General features: G+C 67.9%; 19 protein-coding genes, 1 tRNA gene and 1 other RNA gene. 12 read left to right on the top strand and 9 right to left on the bottom strand.

Annotated features, from left to right (window positions below; translation table 11 throughout):
* Window positions 1–51 precede the first annotated feature (51 nt).
* Window positions 52–588 (top strand): dihydrofolate reductase family protein, encoded by a 537-nt coding sequence (locus FFS56_RS00910; RefSeq protein ID WP_046748331.1) that lies wholly within the window; start codon window positions 52–54, stop codon window positions 586–588.
* A 35-nt stretch (window positions 589–623) separates the two neighbouring features.
* Window positions 624–1,496 carry a diaminopimelate epimerase gene (dapF, locus tag FFS56_RS00905; protein ID WP_127012270.1) on the top strand — a complete coding sequence of 291 codons (873 nt, stop codon included), beginning with the start codon at window positions 624–626 and terminating at the stop codon, window positions 1,494–1,496.
* A gap of 45 nt (window positions 1,497–1,541) precedes the next feature.
* On the opposite strand, the gene FFS56_RS00900 is transcribed toward dapF, so the two are convergent.
* On the bottom strand, window positions 1,542–2,183 hold the full coding sequence (locus tag FFS56_RS00900; RefSeq protein ID WP_046748333.1) for a methyltransferase: 642 nt from the start codon (window positions 2,181–2,183) through the stop codon (window positions 1,542–1,544).
* A gap of 68 nt (window positions 2,184–2,251) precedes the next feature.
* Between FFS56_RS00900 and hflX the strand changes: the two genes are divergently transcribed.
* A complete protein-coding gene (gene hflX, locus FFS56_RS00895; RefSeq protein WP_127012269.1) occupies window positions 2,252–3,763 on the top strand; it encodes a GTPase HflX in 1,512 nt (503 codons plus the stop codon).
* 4 nt (window positions 3,764–3,767) lie between these two features.
* On the opposite strand, the gene FFS56_RS00890 is transcribed toward hflX, so the two are convergent.
* Window positions 3,768–4,436, bottom strand: coding sequence for an SIMPL domain-containing protein (locus FFS56_RS00890; protein WP_127012268.1), 669 nt, complete (start codon window positions 4,434–4,436; stop codon window positions 3,768–3,770).
* A 141-nt stretch (window positions 4,437–4,577) separates the two neighbouring features.
* On the opposite strand from FFS56_RS00890, the gene ssrA reads away from it, so the two are divergent.
* Together ssrA and FFS56_RS00880 are read left to right on the top strand one after the other, a co-directional pair.
* Window positions 4,578–4,947: a transfer-messenger RNA gene (gene ssrA / locus FFS56_RS00885) on the top strand.
* Between the two features lie 79 nt (window positions 4,948–5,026).
* A complete protein-coding gene (locus FFS56_RS00880; protein WP_233437290.1) occupies window positions 5,027–7,897 on the top strand; it encodes an HAD-IC family P-type ATPase in 2,871 nt (956 codons plus the stop codon).
* 7 nt (window positions 7,898–7,904) lie between these two features.
* On the opposite strand, the gene FFS56_RS00875 is transcribed toward FFS56_RS00880, so the two are convergent.
* Together FFS56_RS00875 and hisN are read right to left on the bottom strand one after the other, a co-directional pair.
* Window positions 7,905–8,471, bottom strand: coding sequence for a hypothetical protein (locus FFS56_RS00875; RefSeq protein WP_127012266.1), 567 nt, complete (start codon window positions 8,469–8,471; stop codon window positions 7,905–7,907).
* Between the two features lie 41 nt (window positions 8,472–8,512).
* On the bottom strand, window positions 8,513–9,310 hold the full coding sequence (gene hisN, locus FFS56_RS00870; protein WP_127012265.1) for a histidinol-phosphatase: 798 nt from the start codon (window positions 9,308–9,310) through the stop codon (window positions 8,513–8,515).
* Between the two features lie 156 nt (window positions 9,311–9,466).
* On the opposite strand from hisN, the gene FFS56_RS00865 reads away from it, so the two are divergent.
* Window positions 9,467–9,539 (top strand) — tRNA-Lys (locus FFS56_RS00865).
* Between the two features lie 282 nt (window positions 9,540–9,821).
* On the top strand, window positions 9,822–11,327 hold the full coding sequence (locus FFS56_RS00860) for an Ig-like domain-containing protein (RefSeq protein ID WP_127012264.1): 1,506 nt from the start codon (window positions 9,822–9,824) through the stop codon (window positions 11,325–11,327).
* Between the two features lie 140 nt (window positions 11,328–11,467).
* Here the strand turns inward: FFS56_RS00860 and FFS56_RS00855 are convergent, their stop codons facing one another.
* The 4 genes from FFS56_RS00855 to FFS56_RS00840 form a co-directional block, all read right to left on the bottom strand.
* Window positions 11,468–11,950, bottom strand: coding sequence for a YbaK/EbsC family protein (locus tag FFS56_RS00855; protein ID WP_046748388.1), 483 nt, complete (start codon window positions 11,948–11,950; stop codon window positions 11,468–11,470).
* A 76-nt stretch (window positions 11,951–12,026) separates the two neighbouring features.
* On the bottom strand, window positions 12,027–13,256 hold the full coding sequence (locus FFS56_RS00850) for an MFS transporter (protein ID WP_046748389.1): 1,230 nt from the start codon (window positions 13,254–13,256) through the stop codon (window positions 12,027–12,029).
* On the bottom strand, window positions 13,253–13,690 hold the full coding sequence (locus tag FFS56_RS00845) for a MarR family transcriptional regulator (RefSeq protein ID WP_046748390.1): 438 nt from the start codon (window positions 13,688–13,690) through the stop codon (window positions 13,253–13,255). Before FFS56_RS00845 ends, FFS56_RS00850 begins: the two co-directional genes overlap by 4 nt.
* Before the next feature lie 35 nt (window positions 13,691–13,725).
* Window positions 13,726–14,511, bottom strand: coding sequence for an IclR family transcriptional regulator (locus FFS56_RS00840; RefSeq protein WP_127012263.1), 786 nt, complete (start codon window positions 14,509–14,511; stop codon window positions 13,726–13,728).
* A 104-nt stretch (window positions 14,512–14,615) separates the two neighbouring features.
* On the opposite strand from FFS56_RS00840, the gene FFS56_RS00835 reads away from it, so the two are divergent.
* The 3 genes from FFS56_RS00835 to FFS56_RS00825 are packed head-to-tail and all read left to right on the top strand — an operon-like array spanning window position 14,616 to window position 17,236.
* A complete protein-coding gene (locus FFS56_RS00835; RefSeq protein ID WP_046748392.1) occupies window positions 14,616–15,389 on the top strand; it encodes a CoA transferase subunit A in 774 nt (257 codons plus the stop codon).
* A 1-nt stretch (window position 15,390) separates the two neighbouring features.
* On the top strand, window positions 15,391–16,059 hold the full coding sequence (locus FFS56_RS00830; RefSeq protein WP_171010955.1) for a CoA transferase subunit B: 669 nt from the start codon (window positions 15,391–15,393) through the stop codon (window positions 16,057–16,059).
* Window positions 16,052–17,236 carry an acetyl-CoA C-acetyltransferase gene (locus FFS56_RS00825; RefSeq protein WP_046748393.1) on the top strand — a complete coding sequence of 395 codons (1,185 nt, stop codon included), beginning with the start codon at window positions 16,052–16,054 and terminating at the stop codon, window positions 17,234–17,236. The genes FFS56_RS00830 and FFS56_RS00825 overlap by 8 nt, the downstream gene beginning before the upstream one ends.
* Before the next feature lie 23 nt (window positions 17,237–17,259).
* On the opposite strand, the gene FFS56_RS00820 is transcribed toward FFS56_RS00825, so the two are convergent.
* Window positions 17,260–17,559, bottom strand: coding sequence for a hypothetical protein (locus FFS56_RS00820; protein ID WP_046748394.1), 300 nt, complete (start codon window positions 17,557–17,559; stop codon window positions 17,260–17,262).
* A 218-nt stretch (window positions 17,560–17,777) separates the two neighbouring features.
* On the opposite strand from FFS56_RS00820, the gene FFS56_RS00815 reads away from it, so the two are divergent.
* Complete coding sequence (locus tag FFS56_RS00815) at window positions 17,778–19,067, top strand: MFS transporter (RefSeq protein ID WP_127012262.1); 1,290 nt, start codon at window positions 17,778–17,780, stop codon at window positions 19,065–19,067.
* Window positions 19,068–19,095: 28 nt separating this feature from the next.
* Window positions 19,096–20,502: a trehalose-6-phosphate synthase gene (locus tag FFS56_RS00810; RefSeq protein ID WP_127012261.1), complete on the top strand. Its 1,407-nt coding sequence runs from the start codon at window positions 19,096–19,098 to the stop codon at window positions 20,500–20,502.
* Window positions 20,503–20,545 lie beyond the last annotated feature (43 nt).

The following is a 20,545-nucleotide window of genomic DNA, read 5'->3' as shown; positions in this document are numbered from 1 at the left end:
TCTGCGATGTCGGTGGCCTGCGATGTCGGTAGTCCCTGACAGTCTCGATGGATGACGACTCACTTCTACACCGCATCCAGCCTCGACGGATTCATCGCCACCGACGAGCATTCGCTGGACTGGTTACTCACGCAGGACATCGACCAGGACGGACCGATGGCCTACACGGGGTTCGAGCGGAACATCGGCGCCCTGGCGATGGGGGCCTCGACGTATGAGTGGGTGATGCGCCACGAAGAGGGGCGTTGGGGATACTCGCAGCCCACGTGGGTGTTCACTCACCGCGAGCTCGATCTGCCCACCGGCGCAGACGTGCGGCTGACCCAGGCCGACATCCGGACGGTGCATTCTCAGATGGAGGAGGCCGCCGGAGGAAAAGACCTCTGGGTCGTCGGTGGGGGAGACCTGGCAGGCCAGTTCGCCGATGCCGGGCTGCTCGACGAGGTCTGGGTGCAGTACGCCCCCGTGACGCTCGGTTCTGGCGCCCCGCTGCTTCCGCGCAGGCTCGACCTCGAACTGCTGGAGGTGGCACGCAATCGCAACTTCCTCTGCGGGCGCTATCGGGTTGCTCGCGACGGGCGTTCGTGACGGGAGCTGCTCTTCACGATCCCTAGACTGGAGCCATGGTCGCATTCACCAAGGGTCACGGCACGGGCAACGATTTCATCATCATCGCCGACCCCGACGCCGAGCTCGACCTCACCGTCGAGCAGGTCGCGGTGCTGTGCGATCGTCATTTCGGCATCGGTGCCGACGGGATTCTCCGTGTCGTGAGGTCCTCGGCCATCCCCGAGGGCGAGGCTACCCTGGAGGAGGAGCCGCAGGCGGAGTGGTTCATGGACTACCGCAATGCGGACGGATCGATCGCCGAGATGTGCGGGAACGGTGTCCGCGTGTTCGCCCACTACCTCGTGCGCTCAGGTCTGGCGACGATCGAACCCGGCTCCACGCTGCCGATCGGGACGAGGGCGGGCGTGCGCGACGTCACGCGCAGCGCTACCGGATACCAGGTCGACCTCGGGCGCTGGAAGCTCTCCGGCGATGACCCGCTGGTTCGTGTGGACGGCCTGTCCGTGACGCGACCGGGACTCGGTATCGACGTCGGCAACCCGCACGTCGTGGTCGCCCTCGCCTCGGAGGTCGAGCTCGCGTCACTCGAGTTGCACAGGGCGCCCGATCTCGAGCCTCCGCTCCCCGAGGGTGCGAACATCGAGTTCGTGGTTCCGGGTGAGCCGCTCGTGCGCGATGGAATCGGTCACGTGAGCATGCGGGTGTTCGAGCGTGGTGTGGGGGAGACCCTCAGTTGTGGCACGGGTGTCGCCGCGACGGCACTCGCGGTCAGGCACTGGGCGGGAGCGAACGCTCCGAGCAACTGGCAGGTCGAGGTGCCTGGAGGTACGCTCGGCGTTCGCATGTTCCCCGCAGAAGACGGCGAGCACGTCGCCCTGTCGGGGCCGGCGCAACTCGTCTTCCAGGGCGAGGTCGACCTCGTCTGACGGCTCCGTCCGGCCATCGCGCGGATCGACTCGGCCTCGGTCTGCTCAGCTGAGGAGAATCGGCTCCGTCGGCGGGTTTCCGTGCTTTCGCACCTTGAGGATGCGGTATCCCTTGCCCGTGGCGGTTCGGAACACGCTGTAGCCGGGGTGGAACGTCGATCCGATCCAGCGCTGGAGAGAATCGGCTCCGAGGTTGCGCTGCACGACCAGCCAGGCGTCGCTGCGCTCATCGAGGCGCGGGATCCACCGTTCGAGAAGCCCGTGGAGCTCGTTCTTGCCGACGCGGATCGGCGGATTGGAGCGGATCGTGCGGAATGACACGTGTTCGGGAACATCGTCGGGCAGCGAAGCGTTGACATTGGTGAGCCCGAGAGCTGCCGCGTTGCGACGCACGAGATCGAGGGCACGCTCATTGACGTCGACGGCCCAGACCGTCGCGTGGGGAGCAGCCAGAGCCATCGACAGCGTCACCGGCCCCCAGCCGCTGCCGAGGTCGAGAAGATCGCCGCCCGGCGGAACCGGGGGCATGTTGGCGAGGAGCACTGCAGTGCCGGCGTCGAGACGGTCTGGGCTGAAGACGCCACCGGCGGTGGTGACTTCCAGCTCTCGACCCGCGAGAGTCACACGGAGCTTGCGCAGATTCTCGGGGCTTGCCGGGGCCGCAGTGAAGTAGTGATCTGACCCCATACGGTGAGCGTACCGGACACCGCGGGCTAAGGTTAAGGCTCGCAACGAAACCCAGAGACAAGGAACGGATGACGGAGACCACAACCCCCTCCACCGACGATCAGACGGTCGATCGTGTGCTCGCGAACGCGGAGAAGCGCTCGGACGTCCGAGTGTTCGGCGCCGCTCAGGCGCTGCAGGACGAATCGACCGCATCACACGGGAGCGCAGACGGCGCGCAGTGGGATCTGGAGGACCGTCATGCGCTTCGACGCGTCGGAGGTCTGTCGACGGAGCTCGAGGACGTCACCGAGGTCGAGTACCGGCAGCTGCGGCTGGAGAACGTCGTCCTCGTGGGTGTCTACCCCCAGGGAGCCCAGGAAGACGCGGAGAACTCGCTCCGAGAGCTCGCCGCCCTCGCCGAGACGGCCGGCGCCGTGGTGCTAGACGGTGTGCTGCAGCGTCGCCCGCACCCTGATGCCGCAACCTATCTCGGTCGGGGCAAAGCGCAGGAGCTCAAGGACATCGTCGCCGCGGTCGGAGCCGACACGGTCATCGCCGATACCGAACTCGCGCCCAGTCAGCGGCGTGCGCTCGAAGACGTCGTGAAGGTCAAGGTGATCGACCGCACGACGGTGATCCTCGACATCTTCAGTCAGCACGCGAAGAGCCGTGAGGGCAAGGCTCAGGTCGAGCTCGCTCAGCTCGAGTACCTGCTCCCACGCCTGCGTGGGTGGGGCGACTCGATGAGCCGTCAGGCCGGTGGCCAGGTGGGCGCGGGTGGTGCAGGTATGGGCTCGCGCGGTCCTGGTGAGACGAAGATCGAGCTGGATCGTCGACGCATCCGCACCAAGATGGCGCTGCTCAGACGACAGATCCGCGACTTCGGTCCCGCCAGGGACGCCAAGCGCGCCGAGCGCAAGCGCAATACCATTCCGTCCGTCGCCATCGCCGGATACACGAACGCCGGCAAGTCCAGTCTGCTCAACGCCCTCACGAGCGCGGGTGTCCTGGTCGAGAACGCGCTGTTCGCGACGCTGGACGCCACCGTCCGCCGGACGGAGACGGAAGACGGCCGCGTCTACACGCTGACCGATACGGTCGGGTTCGTCCGCAATCTCCCCCATCAGCTCGTCGAAGCGTTCCGCTCGACTCTGGAAGAGGTGGGTGAGGCCGACGTCGTGCTCCACGTGGTCGACGGGTCGCACCCCGATCCTGCGGGGCAGCTGCAGACGGTGCGTGACGTCCTCGGCGACGTGGGCGTCAGAGACCTGCCGGAGATCGTCGTCTTCAACAAGGCCGACCTGATCACGGAGGATGAACGTCTCGTCCTCCGTGGCCTGCAACCTCACGCTCACTTCGTGTCGTCGAGGTCGGGCGACGGGATCGCAGAGTTGCGGGCAGCGGTCGAAGCGGCGTTGCCGAAGCCCGCGGTCGAGGTGGAAGCGGTGATTCCGTACGATCGTGGCGACCTCATCGCATCGATCCACGAGTCGGGCATGCTGCTCTCCGTGGTGCACCGCGAGGACGGCACGGCTGTGCATGCGCGCGTCTCGGAGCGCTTGGCTGCGGAGCTCGCGCCCTTCGTCGCGCCGATCTGATCGGTCAGCGGGCGAGGAATCTGGCCTCGACGGTGGCGGAGATCACGATCTCCTCCGGCTCATACTCCATGGCTGGTGCAGAGTCGGCGGCGAATGCCGCGGCTCCTCGGGCCTTGAGCATCGGGGCGCCGGGCGCGGGCTGCCCGCTGGAGATGAGACCGACGTCAGCGATCTCCAGCGGGGTGACCTCATCCAGGCCGAGCGCCCCGGCGTAGGCCTCGGCGCGGGTGACAGCCACGCCGACGGCCGATGCGGCGACGTCACGTTCCACCTGCGTGCGCGTCTCCGGGGTCAGGTGCCAGTCCACCCAGCCGATCTCGACGCCGTCCCAGGCTGACACGTCGGAGACCCAGAGGGAGAGCTCCGAGGCCTCGGCGAACGTCGCCGTGAAGTCGATGCTCGCGTAGTACACGGGATCGAGTCTTGTGCCCTCGCTGCTCCAGGGGCGTTCGGCCCGAACGGAGATGCGCTTGCTCGACCAGTCGACCACGGTGCCGGCATCCGACCGATCGCTGATGCTGCGGCGCACCGGGTCTGCGAGCCGCAGTGCGCTCTCGACGACGTCGGTTCGTTCGGAGCCGTCGGTGCGAACGCTCACGTTGACGGTGGCGCGCTCTGGCGCCACTCGCGCCTCGTGCTCGCCGCGGACGGTGACGGTGACTTCGCTGCTCATGGGGCGACTCTACGCCAGCCCTCGGTGCGACAGGGGAATGGTGCAGCGGCGGAGAACGTTGTAGTCTGAGATGCTCGGGCGGTCGCCGCCCGAGATGGTAATTCCACAGTGTGACAGCGGCTCCTTCGAGAGAAGGACCACGGGGCTGATCGGTTTCGACAGCGCCTGTGAATCCACGAGAAGCGGGCCGAGGATGCAGAGTTATCTCGTAAACGCTCTCTGCAAAAAAATAGTTGCCGAAACCAAGCGCAACGACTTCGCCCTCGCTGCATAAGCGAGCCCGATAGTCCGTCAGGCCGTATGTGATTCCGATACGGATCCTGGCGTCATCTAGGAATCTTGCTGCGTGATGGCGTCTGGACGTCACGTGGGACTCTTCCCAGGCTGGGCTCGTCGACTTAGGTGTCTGTGACAAAGGTCGGAGCCGAGCAGAACGTCTTCACAGACTGCGCCCGGAGAAGGCGTGGAGACTCAGCGTTGGACGGGGGTTCGATTCCCCCCAGCTCCACAAGGTCGCTGTCACAGGAATGAGGTCCGCCTCCCCTTGGAAACAAGGGGAGGCGGGCCTCTTCGCGTCTATATTGAGGTCTGTGGACACCACTGCTCCTGCGCGCCCTTCCGGCCTTTCCGAAACCGAGGTCGCGGAGCGGGTGGCTGCGGGCAAGACGAACGCGTTCGTCGCGGACACCAGTCGCAGCGCGTGGAGCATCGTGCGCGCGAACGTCTTCACCCTCTTCAACGGCATCGTGTTCGCCTGCTTCTTCGTGCTGTTCCTGGTCGGAAGGTGGCAGGACGCTCTCTTCGGTCTCGCGGCCTTCGCGAACGCGATCATCGGATGCATCCAGGAGTTCCGCGCGAAGTCGGCTCTGGATCGGCTCGCCCTGATGAACGCTCCGCGCGCACTGGTGCTGCGCGACGGCGACGAGCGGGAGATCGCACCGGGAGAGGTGGTGCTCGACGACGTGCTCGTGCTCAGAGCGGGCGAGCAGGTCCCGGCTGACGCGCGGGTCCTCACCTCGCGCGGCCTGCAGATCGACGAGTCGATGCTCACCGGCGAATCGGACCCCGTGGAGAAGCAGCCCGGCGACGATGCGCTGTCCGGCGCCGTGGTCGTCGCCGGGGAGGGGACGGCCATCGCCACGCGGGTGGGCGCTGACTCGTATGCGAATCACTTCGCCGGAGAGGCCAAGAGATTCTCCCTGGTCTCCAGCGAGCTTCGCACGTCGGTCAACCGGGTCTTGAAATGGGTGAGTTGGATCATCGGCCCTGTCGGCCTGCTGGTACTGAACGCCCAGATCCTCGTCCTCGGTGGGTATTCAAGGGTGTTCTCGACCGATGCCTGGGTGCAGGCCGTCGTCAACACGATCGCCTCCCTGACGGCGATGATCCCGCTCGGCCTCGTGCTCATGACGAGCATCGCCTTCGCTGTCGGCGCGTCGAGACTGGCTCGCAGGCAGGTGCTCGTGAACGAGCTGCCGGCGGTGGAGGGTCTCGCGCGCGTGGATGTCGTCTGCCTCGACAAGACGGGCACGCTCACCGTGGGGGAGATCGGCTTCGACGCGGTGCATTCTCTCGACGATGCCGCGACGGAGCTGACCGACGACGCGGCGGCTGCCTTGGCCTGGTATGCGGCGTCTCCCGACGCCAACGCGACAGCGCGGTCGATGCGAGCGGCCTATCCGGTCGCGTCACCGCTCTCGGTCTCGGGATACATTCCGTTCTCGTCCGCGCGGAAGTGGAGCGCCGTGTCGTTCGACGGCGTCTCCGGCACATGGGTGATGGGTGCGCCGGAGATGGTGTTCGGCGACGAGGCCACGTCACCGCGCACGGAGCTCGGGCGCACGGTGACCGGCCTCGCGGAGACAGGGCGGCGCACGCTGGTGCTCGGGCATGCGGACTCTGGGCTCTCGTCGGCCGACATCGACTCCGAGCAGCTCCCCGGCGGACTCCGGCCCGCCATGGTGCTCACCTTCCGGGAACAGGTTCGCCCCGACGCCGCACAGACCCTCGAGTACTTCGGACGCCAACAGGTCGGCATCCGCATCATCTCGGGCGACAATCCCCGCACCGTCGCCGCCATCGCCCGCGAAGTCGGTCTCGACGTGGCCGACGGGTTCGACGCCAGGGAACTGCCCGACGACGACGCGGAGCTCGCCGATGTGCTCGACCGGCATACGGTCTTCGGCCGTGTCACACCGGAACAGAAGAAGCGGATGGTCGTCGCGCTGCAGAGCCATGGACACACCGTTGCGATGACCGGCGACGGCGTCAACGATGCTCTCGCGATCAAAGCCGCCGACATCGGAATCGCGATGAACTCGGGGTCAGCTGCCACGAAGGCCGTGGCGAGACTGGTGCTGCTCGACGGGCAGTTCTCGCACCTGCCGGATGTCGTCGCCGAAGGACGTCAGGTCATCGCGAACATCGAGCGCGTGTCGATGCTTTTCCTGAACAAGACCGTCTACGCGACGCTGCTCGCGATCATCTTCGGAGTGTTCGTCCTCGAGTTCCCATTCCTGCCGCGCCAGCTCTCCATCACCGATGGCCTCACGATCGGCATTCCCGCGTTCTTCCTCGCGCTCATGCCGAACGCTGCCCGCTACCAGCCGGGCTTCCTCCGCCGTTCGCTGAGCTTCGCGATACCCTCAGGCGTCGTCGTCGCGCTGGGACTGACCTGGTACACGTTCGTCGCCCGCGGGCTCGGGGCGCACGAGGAGCAGTTGCGCACCGGAGCCACTGTGATCCTGGCCGTCGTCGGCATCTGGGTGCTGGCCGTTCTCTCCCGTCCGCTCAACCGCTTCAAGGTGGCTGTCGTGGGTGCGATGTTCGTCCTGCTCGTCGCGGTCTTCACGATCCCGCTCGCCCGCCAGTTCTTCGTGCTCGTCGATCCCGGCGCGGAGCTCGCGGTCGCGCTCACCGGGATCACGATCGCGATGGTGTTGGCGATCGAGGTGGTCCGGTTGCTGCATCGTCGTCTCGTGCTGTCCCCGGCGTCGAACCCCACCCACGGTGCGGCGACGCATGCACCCACGCCGTCCGATCCCGTTCCTTCCGGCGTCGCGACCGTGATCACGACGGTGGTCGCCGTCCTCGCCTACGGCTCCGGGTTACTGGCGACGGCCCTCGGCATCCTCGTGTTCCTGGGGCGCTACGACCCGGATGCGAGCACCTCCGCCTTCTCGCTCACCGGAGCCGCGATTGCGCTGTTCGGCTTGCTCATCCTGGCCGTCGCCGCCGGCGTCCGCCGAGGAAGCGGGCTCTCCCGCCTCATGCTCACGATCTTCCTCGGCCTCGCCGTCGCACTCAGCACCGTGGTGCTCGTGGGGGGAGACCGCTGGGACTGGGGTGCCGCGCTCACTGCAGTGGTCGCTACCGGCATCATCGTGCTCCTGTGGACGCCGCCCGTCTCGCGGACGTTCGGCCGTGTTCTCGAGAGCTCGATGGGGTCGCCGGGTCGCTGAAGCGTCTTCAGCGCGGCCATTCGATGAGGATGAGTCCCTGCCGAGTGTCGGCGAGCCGAACCCAACCGTCCCCGAACAGGTACGTCATCCCGTAGCCGTCCTCGTCGGTACCCATCGCGTATTGCGCATCCTCTGTGAAGTAGACGCCGTCAGGGCCGTCCTCTCGCTTCCACCCCTCGGCGAGCAGAGCGGCCTGCGCCGTCGCGGCGTCCGCACCGTCGATCGCCGACCAGCCGTAGAGCTGTCCGTGATCCGAACCGACGGAGTAGTCGGCCCAGAAGCAGAGCAGTCCTTCGGTCAGCTCGACGCCGCCGGCGACGAACTCCTTCGTCTCGGCGGTCCAACCGGCATCAGCGAGCGCGGTGACGGTGCCGTCGGAGATCATCGACTCGCACGTGAGTTCATCCTCGGCGGCCGGCGATGTCGGCGAGGAGGGCGGGACGGGAGACTGCGACGGGCGCGTGTCGCCGGCGTCGGGCGTCGAGGAGGGGCCTGGCTCGGGGGCCGCGCACGCGGAGAGCGCTGCGACGAGCAGCAGGACGCCCGCGGCGGCGGACATGATGCGGGGATTCATCGCGAGGCCTCGTCGTTCCGGTCGGGGCTGCAGCAGGCCGATCAGCTCTGCGTCAAGCTCAGGAACTCCTCGTGCAGAGTCCCGTTGGTTGCGAGTGTCGAGCGCGCGCTGATCGTCTCCGCGCCGTCGATCGCCGTCATCCGGCCGCCGGCCTCTCGGACGATGGGGACGGCAGCAGCGATGTCGTACTCTTTGACGCCGAACTCGGCCACCATGTCGATGCGGCCCTCCGCAAGGAGCATGTACGAGTACACGTCACCGTACGCTCTGTCCCTCCAGACCCGTGCGGCGACCGCGAGGAGCGTGTCGAGGCGCCCGGCATCCGACCACTGCGCGATGCTCTGGAAGCTCACACTCGCGTTGTCGAGGGAGGAGACCGAGGACGCCTGGATCCGGCGCGGTCCGTTCTCGCCGTCCGTCCAGGCGCCACCACCGGTCGACGCCCACCAGCGTCGACCGAGCGCCGGCATGCTGACCACACCGACCTGGGGCACGCCGTCCACCGCGAGAGCGATCATCGTTCCCCACAGCGGGACCCCGCGGAGGAAGTTGGCGGTTCCGTCGATCGGGTCGATGATCCACTGGCGCTGAGTGCTGCCCTGGGCGCCGAACTCCTCGCCGAAGATGCCGTCCTCGGGCCGCTCCTGCTCGAGGATGCTGCGGATCGCGCGCTCCGTGGCGAGGTCGGCATCCGTCACATGCGAGTTGTCGGCCTTGGTCGAGATCTCGAGATCCGATGCGTCGAAACGCGGGAGGGACTGGGCGTCCGCGGCGTCAGCCAGGCGGAGCGCGAGTTCGAGGTCGTGACGCAGGGCATCGGCGTGGGGAGAGGTGTTCACGGTCTAAGAATAGTCGTCGACTCCGCGGCGCCCGAGGGCCGAAAGACCATGTCTGCGGTCTCTCATCGTCGCGGCGCGCCCGGGTGCCGACGCCGATTTCACATGGACCCGGTCGGCTGGTAATGTAATTCCTCGGTCGGGGTTATCCCGGGCCACGCACCTCTAGCTCAATCGGCAGAGCAACTGACTCTTAATCAGTGGGTTCTGGGTTCAAGTCCCAGGGGGTGCACGGAACAGCCTCAGTAGATCTCGCCATCTACCGAGGCTTTTCTGCTTCCTGAGCACCTTCCCACACCTCGTCGAGCACGACTCCGATCGCCTCCTGCTCCGAGAGTTCGAGAATCGCGTAATAGATCGCGCACCCCGTCGTCTCTCATATGGGGACACATGCCTTGCGCCTCCGTACTGCCGTTCCACAGCGTCAGCACCGAGCCGCGGGCTTCATCAAGAACTGGGGAAGATCTTGTACGAAAGAAATGGCGGCGCCGTCGTGCGCCGAAAGACAACCGCGATGATCGCTGCGGCCGCCGCGGCGCTCACCGCCGTGATCACTCTCGCCGGCGCCGGGAGCGCTTCGGCAGCGGAGTACGACTATCCCGCGGCCATCGATCCTGCGTCGATCTCCGTGACGACCGTCAACGGCGGCGGAGGCGTCTCGCAGTGGGATCAGGTGCGTGTCGATGCCGACTGGGCGGTGCCGGATGGAGCGACAGGAGGCCAGACGTTCGGGTTCACACTCCCGAAGGAGTTCGCCCGCGCGGGGACCTCCTTCTCCGTGCCATCGGCTGAGGACCCGAGCGTGGCGATCGCCCAGTGCACGGTGAGCACAGATGCGGCTCCCGTCGTGACCTGCACCCTCACCGACTACGTGAACGGCCGAACCGGCGTCACGGGTTCGCTGTGGTTCGTCGCCTCTGCGGATGAGCAGACGACGCAGTCGACCGTCGAGTTCACCGTCGACGGCACGATCACACCGGTCGAGCTCCCCGGCGGGGGGATCGGACCCTCCGCACCGCTGCCCACCGAACCGCAGAAGTGGTCCTGGCAGACGGACGACGGCAGGATCGCGTGGGAACTGGCCCTCCCGGAAGCGAGCTTCACCGGAGCGGAGTCGATCGTGATCGATGACACCCTCGTCGGCGCCGGTGACGGGCTCGCCGAGCACCACAACGAGGACGGCCAGCTCGCTGTGCGCAGCGCCACCATGCAGGATCAGGACGCGCAGACGATCACGGACTGGACGGGGTCGTGGAACGCTGAGGGCACGGCATTCCACCTCGAGATCCCCGGTCCGATCGACCCGACCCGGATCTACTTCGTCAAGTACTTCACCGTGCCGAGCACCCATGTGGACGGGGCGACCTTCGCCAACACCGCCGACGTGAACGGGATCAAGCTCGAGGACAAGGAAGTGTGGAACGTCACGGGCGGGGGAACCGGCGACGGCGACGCCACCGGGGCATTCACCGTGACCAAGGCGATGTCCGGATCCGGCGCGCCGACTGTGCCCGCCGACTCCGTGTACACGGTGCGATACAGCTTCGGCGATCCGGTCGTCGAGCGGACGGTCGCCGTCACCGCCGGCGCCACCTCGCCGCTGATCCCGCTGCCCGCCGGCACCGTGGTCACCCTCGTCGAGCTCACCCCGCCCGCGATCGAAGGCATCGACTGGGGAACACCCGCGTTCTCGGGCACAGGTGTGCAGGTACGTCCCGACGGTGGAACGCAGATCACGGTCGGCGCCGGTGCGACTCTCTCGGTGACCCTCACCAACACCGCGACCGCGACGCCGCCGGTCATTCCGCCGACGACACCGCCGACGACACCGCCGACGACACCGCCGCCCGTGGTCTCTCCGCCGAAGGAGCTGCCCCTCACGGGCGGATCGTCGCTGGCGACCACGGGCGCCGATGCCCCCGGTGGGCTGCTGTGGGCCGGAGGATCGGCGCTCCTGCTCGGAATCGCCCTCACCCTGCTCGGAGCCGTTCGTGCTCGGAAGCGGGCAGCACACAGCTGATCGTCGAGAGAGCCGGGTCGTGGAGCATGCGCTTCGCGACCCGGCTCTCAGGGCGAACCGCAGCGTGTCCGGATGCGGGCCCGGCCCCTGCGTGAGGTGAGGGGGGCGGAACTCACGCGACGGAGATCACGCGATAGAGGTCACGCGACGGAGATCACTGTTCCCCGGGTCAGGGCGGCGAGCTGGTCGAAGGTCAAGGGCATGACCGTGTGGGGATGGCCTGCCGCCGCCCACAGCTCGTCGTGGGCCCGCAACGCCTCATCGATGTAGGTGCGAAGCGGTGTCGGGTGACCGATGGGTGCGACGCCGCCGATGACCTGGCCGGTGGCCGAGCGGACCAGGGCGGGCGGAGCCATCGTCACCTCCTCCGCGTCGATGCTCGCCTTCAGCGCGTCGAGGTCCACCCGGTGCCCGCCGCTGGTCATGACCAGCAGCGGCACATCGTCCGCGACGAAGACCAGGCTGTTGGCGATCGCCGCGATCTCACAGCCGATCGCGGCGGCTGCTTCGGCTGCGGTTCGTGCAGACTCGGGGAGCACCCGGATCCGGACATCGACGCCTGCCTCCAGGAGCTGCCGGTGCACCTGCCTGCTGCGTTCGGGGAGTGCGGGGGTCTCGGTCATCGATCCACGATATCCAACGCTCGTGCCCTGGCGTCGGAGCGGTCTTCGGTGACCACTCCGACGCCAGGAGTCCGGATCAGCCGGCGTCCCCCACCAGGATGGCCGCCGCATCCTCCGTCACCGTGTCGTCGGGCTCGTCGTCGATGTGGGCGAGTACCCGCCGACCCAGGAAGACGGTGAGCGCGGCCAGCAGGACGGAGGCCGCGGCGAACAGATAGGGAACCGTTGCGTTGAACGCGTGCCACAGGAGGGCGGCGATCGGGGGAGCCATGGCGCCTCCGAGGAACCGGACGGCGGAGTACGCCGACGAAGCGACGGAGCGCGGCAGATCGGTCGCCTCCATCACCGCTTCGGTGAGCACGGTGTTCATCACGCCGAGCAGAAGCCCGCCCACCACGATGCAGGTGACCAGCGCCGCGGCATTCTCCACCACGAGCCCGGCAGCGATCAGATCGACCGCCAACAGGGGGAGGACGACCAGGATGATGCGCGTCCTGGGCATGCGGCGCATGAGGAGAGGTGCGACCCAGACGCTGGTGACCGCGAGTGCGACTCCCCAACCGAAGAAGGTGAAGCCGATGCCCATCGCGCCGAAGCCCAGCGGGAACGGGGAGAAGGCGAGGAGGACGAAGAAGCCGATGTTGTAGAGCAGGGCCGTGACCGCGAGCAGCGCGAGTGCCGGGCGGCGCAAGGCGCTGAACGGTGCGGAGAATTTGACGGGCTCGCGCTTCTCTCCCGGGCCGCGCAGCAGGACCAGCACGGCGACGAAGGCGATCGCCATCAGCGCGACCACTCCGAAGAACGGTCCACGCCAGCTCTGCTCGCCGAGGAGGCCACCGAGGAGCGGACCGACGGCGATGCCCAGGCCGAGGGCGGCCTCATAGAGGACGATGGCCGCGCTGCTGCCGCCTGACGCGGCACCGACGATCGTGGCGAGGGCCGTCGAGATGAAGAGCGCGTTACCCAGGCCCCACCCAGCACGGAAGCCGATGACGGCGTCGACGCTGCCGCTCAGTGCGCAGAGCAGTGCGAACACCACGATCAGCGCGAGTCCGATGAGCAGCGTCGCCTTGGCCCCGATGCGGCTGGAGATCCAGCTGGTCACGAGCATCGCGAGACCGGTCACGAGGAGATAGCTGGTGAAGAGCAGCTCGGTCTCGACGGGAGAGGCCTGCAGCGATTCGGCGATCGCGGGCAGGATCGGGTCGACGAGTCCGATGCCCATGAAGGCGACGACGCACGCGAATGCGACGGCCCAGACCTGGGCCGGTTGTTTCCACACCGATGGGGTGGCGGCGGTGTTCACCGAGGTTCTCCTGTTCGATCAGTGGCGGTATGCGCGGCGAGGATCTCCGCCGCACGTGTGAGGGCGGCCCACTCCTCGTCGTCCAGAGCGGCGAAGCGTGGAGCGAGAGTGTCGCGGAACTCGGCTCGCCAGGCGGCGAGCGCCGAGGTCCCCTGCGCGGTGATGTCGACGACGGTCGCGCGGGAATCGTCCGGGTCGGGGGAGCGGAGGATGAGTCCTTCTCGCTCCAGGCCGCCGAGGAGACGCGTCATTCCGGGTTGGGTCGTCCGTGCGGCGGCAGCCAGTTCGCCGACGCGCCGGGAGCCTGCCTGCTCGAGCAGGCTCAGCACACGCCACTGCGCCGCTGGCGCGTCGTTTCCGGCGTCCTGCGCGGCGATACGGCCGAGCGCGTACGCCGAGAGCACCAGGGAGGGGATGACGTCCGTGCGATTCATACCAATAAGTATATACCCACTGGTATGAATAACGGTCAGCGTCGGGCGGTGGCGATGCGCGCGGAGAGTTGATGTGCGTGTGCCAGGAGGGTGCGGCCGAGCTCGGCCATCCGGTCAGGGCCGAAGCGGAACTCCACACCGGTGAGGCTCAATGCCCATTCGGGGCGGCCCGAGCGATCGAACACGGCGGCGCCGAGTCCCCAGCTGCCTTCGACGATCAATCCGGGGTTCACCGCGTATCCCCGTTCCTTGGTCTCCGCGAGGCGCGCGCGAAGGGGGCGCATGCCGTGGGCCCGTCCCCACGAGCTCTCGAGGTCCGGGTGACGCTCGAGGTAGGCATCCACATCGTGGTCCGGAAGGAAGGCGAGAATAGCGAGGCCGGCGCTCGCGACGCCCAAAGGGAACCGGACGCCCTCGCTCAGCACGAAGGAACGGATGGGGAACGAGCCTTCCTCGCGGAGGAGGCAGACCGTCTCGTCCGCTCGACGTACGGAGAGGAACGCGCTTTCCTCGGTCTTGACGGCGAGTGAGCGGACCACGTCGCGGGCGAGAGCAGTCACGTCGTACCGAGCGGCCGCGACGGATCCCATCAGGAAGAGCTCAGGACCGGGCATCCACCGGGTGCTCTCGCCATCACGGTCGACCAGGCCCTCGGCGCGGAGAGCACTCAGCAGGCGGTGCGCTGTGGAGCGCGAGAGGTCTGCGCCGCGCGCCAGCTCCTGCAGCGAGGCGCCCTCGGCGCCGGCGGCCGTCACCAGACGCAGCAGGCGTGCGGCTCTGGCGATGGCCTGAGCGCCGGGCACGGCTGCAAGAGGTTCCATGATGTGGACGCTACCTCTAGGTTCTGCCACATCACAAGATCCTTCTTCTCCGGGCAGGTGCTCTGGACGGATGCTGGGGAGAGCACGGGATCGAAGGAGCCGACGTGATCGACAAGCACTGGGAGTCTGCCGAGGCAGCTGTCGCCGACATCAGGGATGGGGCGTCGCTGGCGGTCGGCGGCTTCGGTCTCTCCGGTAACCCGATCGCACTCATCGAGGCGCTCCTCGCACAGGGCACCACGGGCCTGAGCGTCGTGAGCAACAACTGCGGGGTCGACGACTGGGGTCTGGGTGTGCTGTTGGGCGCGCGTCGGATCCGCAAGATGACCTCGTCTTATGTGGGCGAGAACAAGGAGTTCGAGCGTCAGTTCTTGAGCGGGGAACTCGAGCTCGAGCTCACACCGCAGGGAACCCTCGCCGAGAAGCTCCGCGCCGGCGGGTCGGGGATCGCCGCCTTCTACACCCAGACCGGGGTCGGCACACAGGTGGCAGAGGGGGGACTGCCGCGCAGGTACAACCCCGACGGCACGATCGCCGTCGCCTCGGCCCCCAAAGACGTGCGCACCTTCGAGGTCGACGGGGCCCCGCGTGAGTTCGTCCTCGAGGAGGCGATCACCACCGACTTCGCGCTCGTGCACGCCGCCCGCGGCGACCGACACGGCAACCTCGTGTTCAACAAGGCTGCGCGCAACTTCAACCCGCTCGCAGCCATGGCGGGACGGGTCTGCATCGCTCAGGTCGAACAGCTGGTGGAACCGGGGGAGCTCGACCCCGATGGCATCCACCTTCCCGGCGTCTTCGTGCACCGCGTCGTCGAGGTCGGCACCGACATCCCCAAGCGCATCGAACGGCGCACCGTCGCCGTGGAAGGAGCCTGACATGGCACTGACCCGCGAGCAGATGGCCGCCCGCGCTGCGGCCGAGCTGCAGGACGGCGCCTACGTGAACCTCGGCATCGGTCTCCCCACTCTGGTGCCCAATCACGTGCCGCCCGGTGTCACCGTGGTCCTGCAGTCGGAGAACGGAATCCTCGGCGTCGGCCCCTATCCGCGGGAGGACGCGGTCGATCCCGACCTGATCAATGCGGGAAAGGAGACGGTGACCGCTCTCCCCGGGGCGGCTTTCTTCGACTCGGCGACCAGTTTCGGCATGATCCGAGGCGGCAAGATCGATGCCGCGATCCTCGGGGCGATGCAGGTCTCGTCAGCGGGAGACCTCGCGAACTGGATGATCCCCGGCAAGATGGTCAAGGGCCCTGGCGGTGCCATGGATCTGGTCCACGGTGCCGGCCGGGTCATCGTGCTCATGGAGCATGTCGCGAAAGACGGCTCCGCGAAGATCGTCGAGGAGTGCTCCCTGCCGTTGACGGGTCAAGGTGTCGTCGACCGGATCATCACCGACCTCGCCGTGATCGACGTGACATCGGAGGGACTCGTGCTCGTCGAGACCGCGCCGGACGTCACGGTCGATGACGTCGTCGCCGCGACGGAGCCACCCCTCATCGTCTCCCGCGCACTGCACAACGGAAGGACAACGCACCATGACTGAGAACGACGTCGTCATCGTCGCCGCTGCTCGCACCCCACAGGGACGCCTCAAGGGGCAGCTCTCCGCGTTCACAGCGCCTCAGCTCGGATCACTGGCGATCCGCGGCGCGCTCGAACAGGCCACGATCGATCCCGACGATGTCGACGCCGTCATCGTCGGTCAGGTGCTCGCGGCCGGGTCGGGACAGAACGCGGCGCGGCAGGCGGCGATCGGCGCGGGCATCGGATGGGACGTGCCGGCGCACTCGGTGAACAAGGTCTGTCTGTCGGGGCTGACGGCGATCATCGACGCCGCACGCATGATCCGCACGGGTGATGCCGAAGTGGTCGTCGCCGCGGGCATGGAGTCCATGACGCGCGCCCCGCACCTGCTGATGGGTTCCCGCGACGGCTGGACATACGGAAGCGTCGAGGTGCTCGACCACATGGCCTACGACGGGCTCACCGACGCGTACGACCAGGAGAGCATGGGAGCATCGACGGAACGGCACAACGCGCGTTTCGGACTCACCAGGGCGGCGCAGGACCAGGTCGCGGCTCTCTCCCACCAGCGCGCGACGGCTGCGCAGGAGTCGGGAGTTTTCGACGCGGAGATCGTCGCCGTGGACGTTCCTCAACGACGGGGTGAGCCCGTGCGCGTGACGAAGGACGAGGGCGTACGACCCGACACGACCGTGCAGACGCTTTCGGGACTCAGAGCGGCGTTCGCGGAAGGCGGCTCGATCACCGCCGGTAACTCATCGCCGATCTCCGACGGTGCCTCCGCGGTCGTCCTGACGACCCGCGGCGTCGCGACGGCGAAGAACTGGCCCGTGCTGGCGACCGTCGGTGCGAGCGGGCAGACGGCAGGACCGGACAACTCGCTCCAGGCGCAACCGGCGCGGGCGATCGAGCGTGCGTGCGCCAAACAGGGCATCTCGCCGTCCGATCTCGATCTGGTCGAGATCAACGAGGCCTTCGGCGCCGTCGTCGCACGCTCTCAGGACGAGCTGGGCATCGACGAGAGCATCGTGAACATCCATGGTGGTGGCATCGCGATCGGTCACCCCATCGGAGCCTCAGGCAACAGGCTCGTCGTGCACCTCGCGCACGAGCTGGCACGTCGGGGCGCGGGGACCGCGGCGGTCGGACTGTGCGGCGGCGGCGGTCAGGGAGAGGCGCTCATCCTCACCCGATGACGACGGTCCCGGCCAGCGGCCGATCAGGGACGTGAGTCTTTAGCGTGGTCCTGCGTGTCGGCGAGGGCCTTCTGCGAGCGGAACTGCAGTCGCTGGGCCTTCTTCGCCTTCTTGACCGACTGCGGGGAGTCGGCGTCCACCAGCACACCGCGACGTTCGCGGTTCATGTCGATCACGGCGCCGACGGCGAGGGCCATCGTGATGCCCCAGCTCACCCAGGACAGCACGGCACGCCAGGTGACGGGCTGCTCGCGGGTGCCGCGCAGCAGGGAGACTCCGGCGGAGATCGCAGCGACAAGTCCGGTGCTGAAGAGGTAGCGCATTCCCCCACGCTACCTTCCCGCACCCGTGGTCGCATGGAGCCTTGACAAGCCCCCGGTGGATCCGGCAGGGCACGAGCTGACGGACGGCACTCGGGCGCACCCGCTATCATGGCCTGGTCGCGGCTCGCCCGCGGCCGCACAACCGTGTATCTACCGGCCGTCGGCATTCCGGCGGACAGCGGCGGCACCCGACATCGCGTCTTCGACGCGCGAGAGCCATGACACGCGCAACAGCATCGCAGCACATCGCCGAGCCGACCCTTCTCCGTCTCGCCGGCCTTCCCTACTTCCTCATCGCCTTCATCGCCCGGCTGCCGTTCGCGATGATGGTCGTCGGCGTGCTGACGGTCGTCGTCTCCGCGCGGGGCTCCCTCTCGCTCGGAGGTCTCACCTCTGCGGCCGTGGGTCTCGGCACCGCATGCTTCGGGCCTCTGCTCGGGGCAGCAGCCGATCGCTTCGGGCAGCGGGTCGTGCTGATGGTGCTCGCTGTCGCGAACGCGGCCATGCTTCTGCTGTTCACCGTGGTCGTCTACGGAACGGCGCCGGACGGATTCGTTCTGCTCGCCGCCGTCGGCATCGGGGCGAGCGCCCCGCAGGTCGCTCCGCTGTCGCGCTCGCGGCTCGTCACGATCATCAGTGAACGGATGGCGGAGTCCCGCCGTGCGAAGACGGTATCGGGCACGATGGCGTACGAGTCGGCGGCGGACGAGACGGTGTTCGTGTTCGGGCCGTTCCTGGTCGGGATCCTGGCGTCGGCGATCGCGCCGTGGGCTCCGCTGGTCGGTGCGGCCGTCCTCACCGTGGTCTTCGTGGGTGCCTTCGCACTGCATCCCAGCGGTCGACACGTCTCGCAGGATCGCGACGCCGACGGGAAGGCGCCTTCGGCCGTCTCCGAGCTGTTCCGGCCCCAGCTGCTGATCGTAGTGGTCGGCATCCTCGGCGTCGGCATCTTCTTCGGCACGATGCTCACCTCGCTGACGTCGTTCATGGCCGACCGAGGGGCGCCGGAGCAGGCCGGCCTCCTCTACGGGGTCATGGGCGTGGGGTCCGCCATCCTCGCACTCGGTGTCGCCTGGCTTCCCCCGCGATTCTCGATGCGCGCGCGGTGGCTCGTGTTCTCCGGGATCCTGCTGGCGGGCACGCTGCTGCTCGGATTCGTCGACACCCCCGGCACCATGATGCTGGCGCTCGCGATCATGGGCATCGGCATCGGTCCCACTCTCGTCACGCAGTACAGCTTCGGTGCGGCCCGCAGTCCCCGGGGACGCTCCGCCACCGTCATGACGATGCTCGGCTCCGGCGTCGTCGTCGGGCAGTCCATCGGAGCCGCCTTCGCGGGTGAGATCGCCGAGAACGTCGGCACGCCCGCTGCGCTGTTGCTGCCGATGATCGCGGCACTGATCGCCTTCATCGCGGGTGTGGCGAACTGGTTCCTCAGCGGTAGAGGGGACGCGAGGCCCGCGTCAACCCCTGACGCGCGATCCGCGGAGATCGACGTTCCTCGATAGCCTGGAGGAAACCCCGGGAGGAGCCCTCGTGGCCGCAGCAGATTTCGTCGTCGTCGCCAACCGCCTGCCCGTCGATCGGGTGGTGGGTCCCGGAGGTGAGGAAACCTGGCGCACGTCTCCCGGTGGTCTCGTCGCCGCGCTCGAGCCGATGATGCGCAGTGTGCACGGGGCCTGGGTGGGCTGGCCCGGCCAGGCCGACGTCGAGCTGGAGCCGTTCGCGGCCGACGGCATCGACCTGATACCGGTGACGCTCAGCGCTCAGGAGGTCGCCGAGTACTACGAAGGCTTCGCGAACGACACCATCTGGCCGCTCTATCACGATGTGATCGCGCCGCCGCAGTACCACCGGGAATGGTGGGAGGCATACGTGACGGTGAACCGCCGCTTCGCCGAGGCTGCTGCCGCCGCGGTCGCGAAGGACGGCACCGTCTGGGTGCACGACTACCAGCTCCAGCTCGTGCCGCAGATGGTGCGGGAACTGCGGCCCGACGTCACCATCGGCTACTTCCACCACATCCCGTTCCCCGCTCACGGTCTGTACGCGCAGCTGCCCTGGCGCGACCAGGTGCTGCGCGGACTCCTCGGCGCCGACGTCATCGGCTTCCAGCGCGCGCAGGACGCCACGTACTTCCTGACCGCCGTACGCCGCCGCTTGCGCTACGAGGTCAAGGGCTCGCACGTCTCGGTGCCGGAGGGCGAGCAGACCAGGACGGCGGTGGCGAGAGCCTTCCCGATCTCCATCGACACCGAGCCCTACCTCGAGCTCGCGGCCAGGGAGGACATCCAGGCCAGAGCCGCCGAGATCAGAGCCAGCCTCGGCAACCCCAAGCGCATCCTGCTCGGCGTCGACAGACTCGACTACACGAAGGGCATCCGGCACCGCATCAAGGCCTATGGCGAACTGCTCGAGGACGGGCGACTGAACGTCGAGGACGTGACACTGGTGCAGGTCGCGAGTCCCAGCCGCGAGCGGGTCGATGCCTACGTGCACCTGCGGGACGAGATCGAGCTCGCCGTGAGCCGCATCAACGGCGACAACGACACCATGGGGCACTCCGCCATCCGGTACCTGCACCAGGGGTATCCGCGCGAGGAGATGGTCGCGCTCTACCTGGCGGCGGATGTCATGCTCGTGACCGCGCTCCGCGACGGTATGAACCTCGTGGCCAAGGAGTACGTCGCCACCAGGGCCGACAATCGCGGCGTACTCGTGCTGAGCGAGTTCACGGGAGCGGCGGACGAGCTGCGCCAGGCCGTGCGCGTCAACCCGCACGACATCGAAGGTCTCAAGGACGCGATCATGACCGCCGTGGACATGCCGGCGGGCGAGCAGTCGCGTCGCATGCGCTCGCTCCGGCGCCGGGTGCTCGACAACGACGTGACCGCGTGGTCGTCGTCGTTCCTCGCCGCGTTGGCGGAGGTGCGCGGTCGCTGAGCCCGCGCACGGCCCGCGATACTGGGAGAGCCCCCTTCGATTG

Source organism: Microbacterium sp. Beta, assembly GCF_005502545.1.
GTDB lineage: Bacteria > Actinomycetota > Actinomycetes > Actinomycetales > Microbacteriaceae > Microbacterium > Microbacterium oxydans.
This window is presented reverse-complemented; position numbering and strand designations above follow the sequence as displayed.

Coding starts and splice junctions, on each gene's coding strand:
- FFS56_RS00840 (WP_127012263.1), bottom strand. CDS start 14,511: ATGGAACCTCTTGCAGCCGTGCCCGGCGCTCAGGCCATCGCCAGAGCC.
- FFS56_RS00875 (WP_127012266.1), bottom strand. CDS start 8,471: ATGAATCCCCGCATCATGTCCGCCGCCGCGGGCGTCCTGCTGCTCGTC.
- FFS56_RS00910 (WP_046748331.1), top strand. CDS start 52: ATGACGACTCACTTCTACACCGCATCCAGCCTCGACGGATTCATCGCC.
- FFS56_RS00830 (WP_171010955.1), top strand. CDS start 15,391: ATGGCACTGACCCGCGAGCAGATGGCCGCCCGCGCTGCGGCCGAGCTG.
- FFS56_RS00820 (WP_046748394.1), bottom strand. CDS start 17,559: ATGCGCTACCTCTTCAGCACCGGACTTGTCGCTGCGATCTCCGCCGGA.
- hflX (WP_127012269.1), top strand. CDS start 2,252: ATGACGGAGACCACAACCCCCTCCACCGACGATCAGACGGTCGATCGT.
- dapF (WP_127012270.1), top strand. CDS start 624: ATGGTCGCATTCACCAAGGGTCACGGCACGGGCAACGATTTCATCATC.
- FFS56_RS00855 (WP_046748388.1), bottom strand. CDS start 11,950: ATGACCGAGACCCCCGCACTCCCCGAACGCAGCAGGCAGGTGCACCGG.
- FFS56_RS00890 (WP_127012268.1), bottom strand. CDS start 4,436: ATGAGCAGCGAAGTCACCGTCACCGTCCGCGGCGAGCACGAGGCGCGA.
- FFS56_RS00825 (WP_046748393.1), top strand. CDS start 16,052: ATGACTGAGAACGACGTCGTCATCGTCGCCGCTGCTCGCACCCCACAG.
- FFS56_RS00860 (WP_127012264.1), top strand. CDS start 9,822: ATGATCGCTGCGGCCGCCGCGGCGCTCACCGCCGTGATCACTCTCGCC.
- FFS56_RS00900 (WP_046748333.1), bottom strand. CDS start 2,183: ATGGGGTCAGATCACTACTTCACTGCGGCCCCGGCAAGCCCCGAGAAT.
- FFS56_RS00815 (WP_127012262.1), top strand. CDS start 17,778: ATGACACGCGCAACAGCATCGCAGCACATCGCCGAGCCGACCCTTCTC.
- FFS56_RS00845 (WP_046748390.1), bottom strand. CDS start 13,690: ATGAATCGCACGGACGTCATCCCCTCCCTGGTGCTCTCGGCGTACGCG.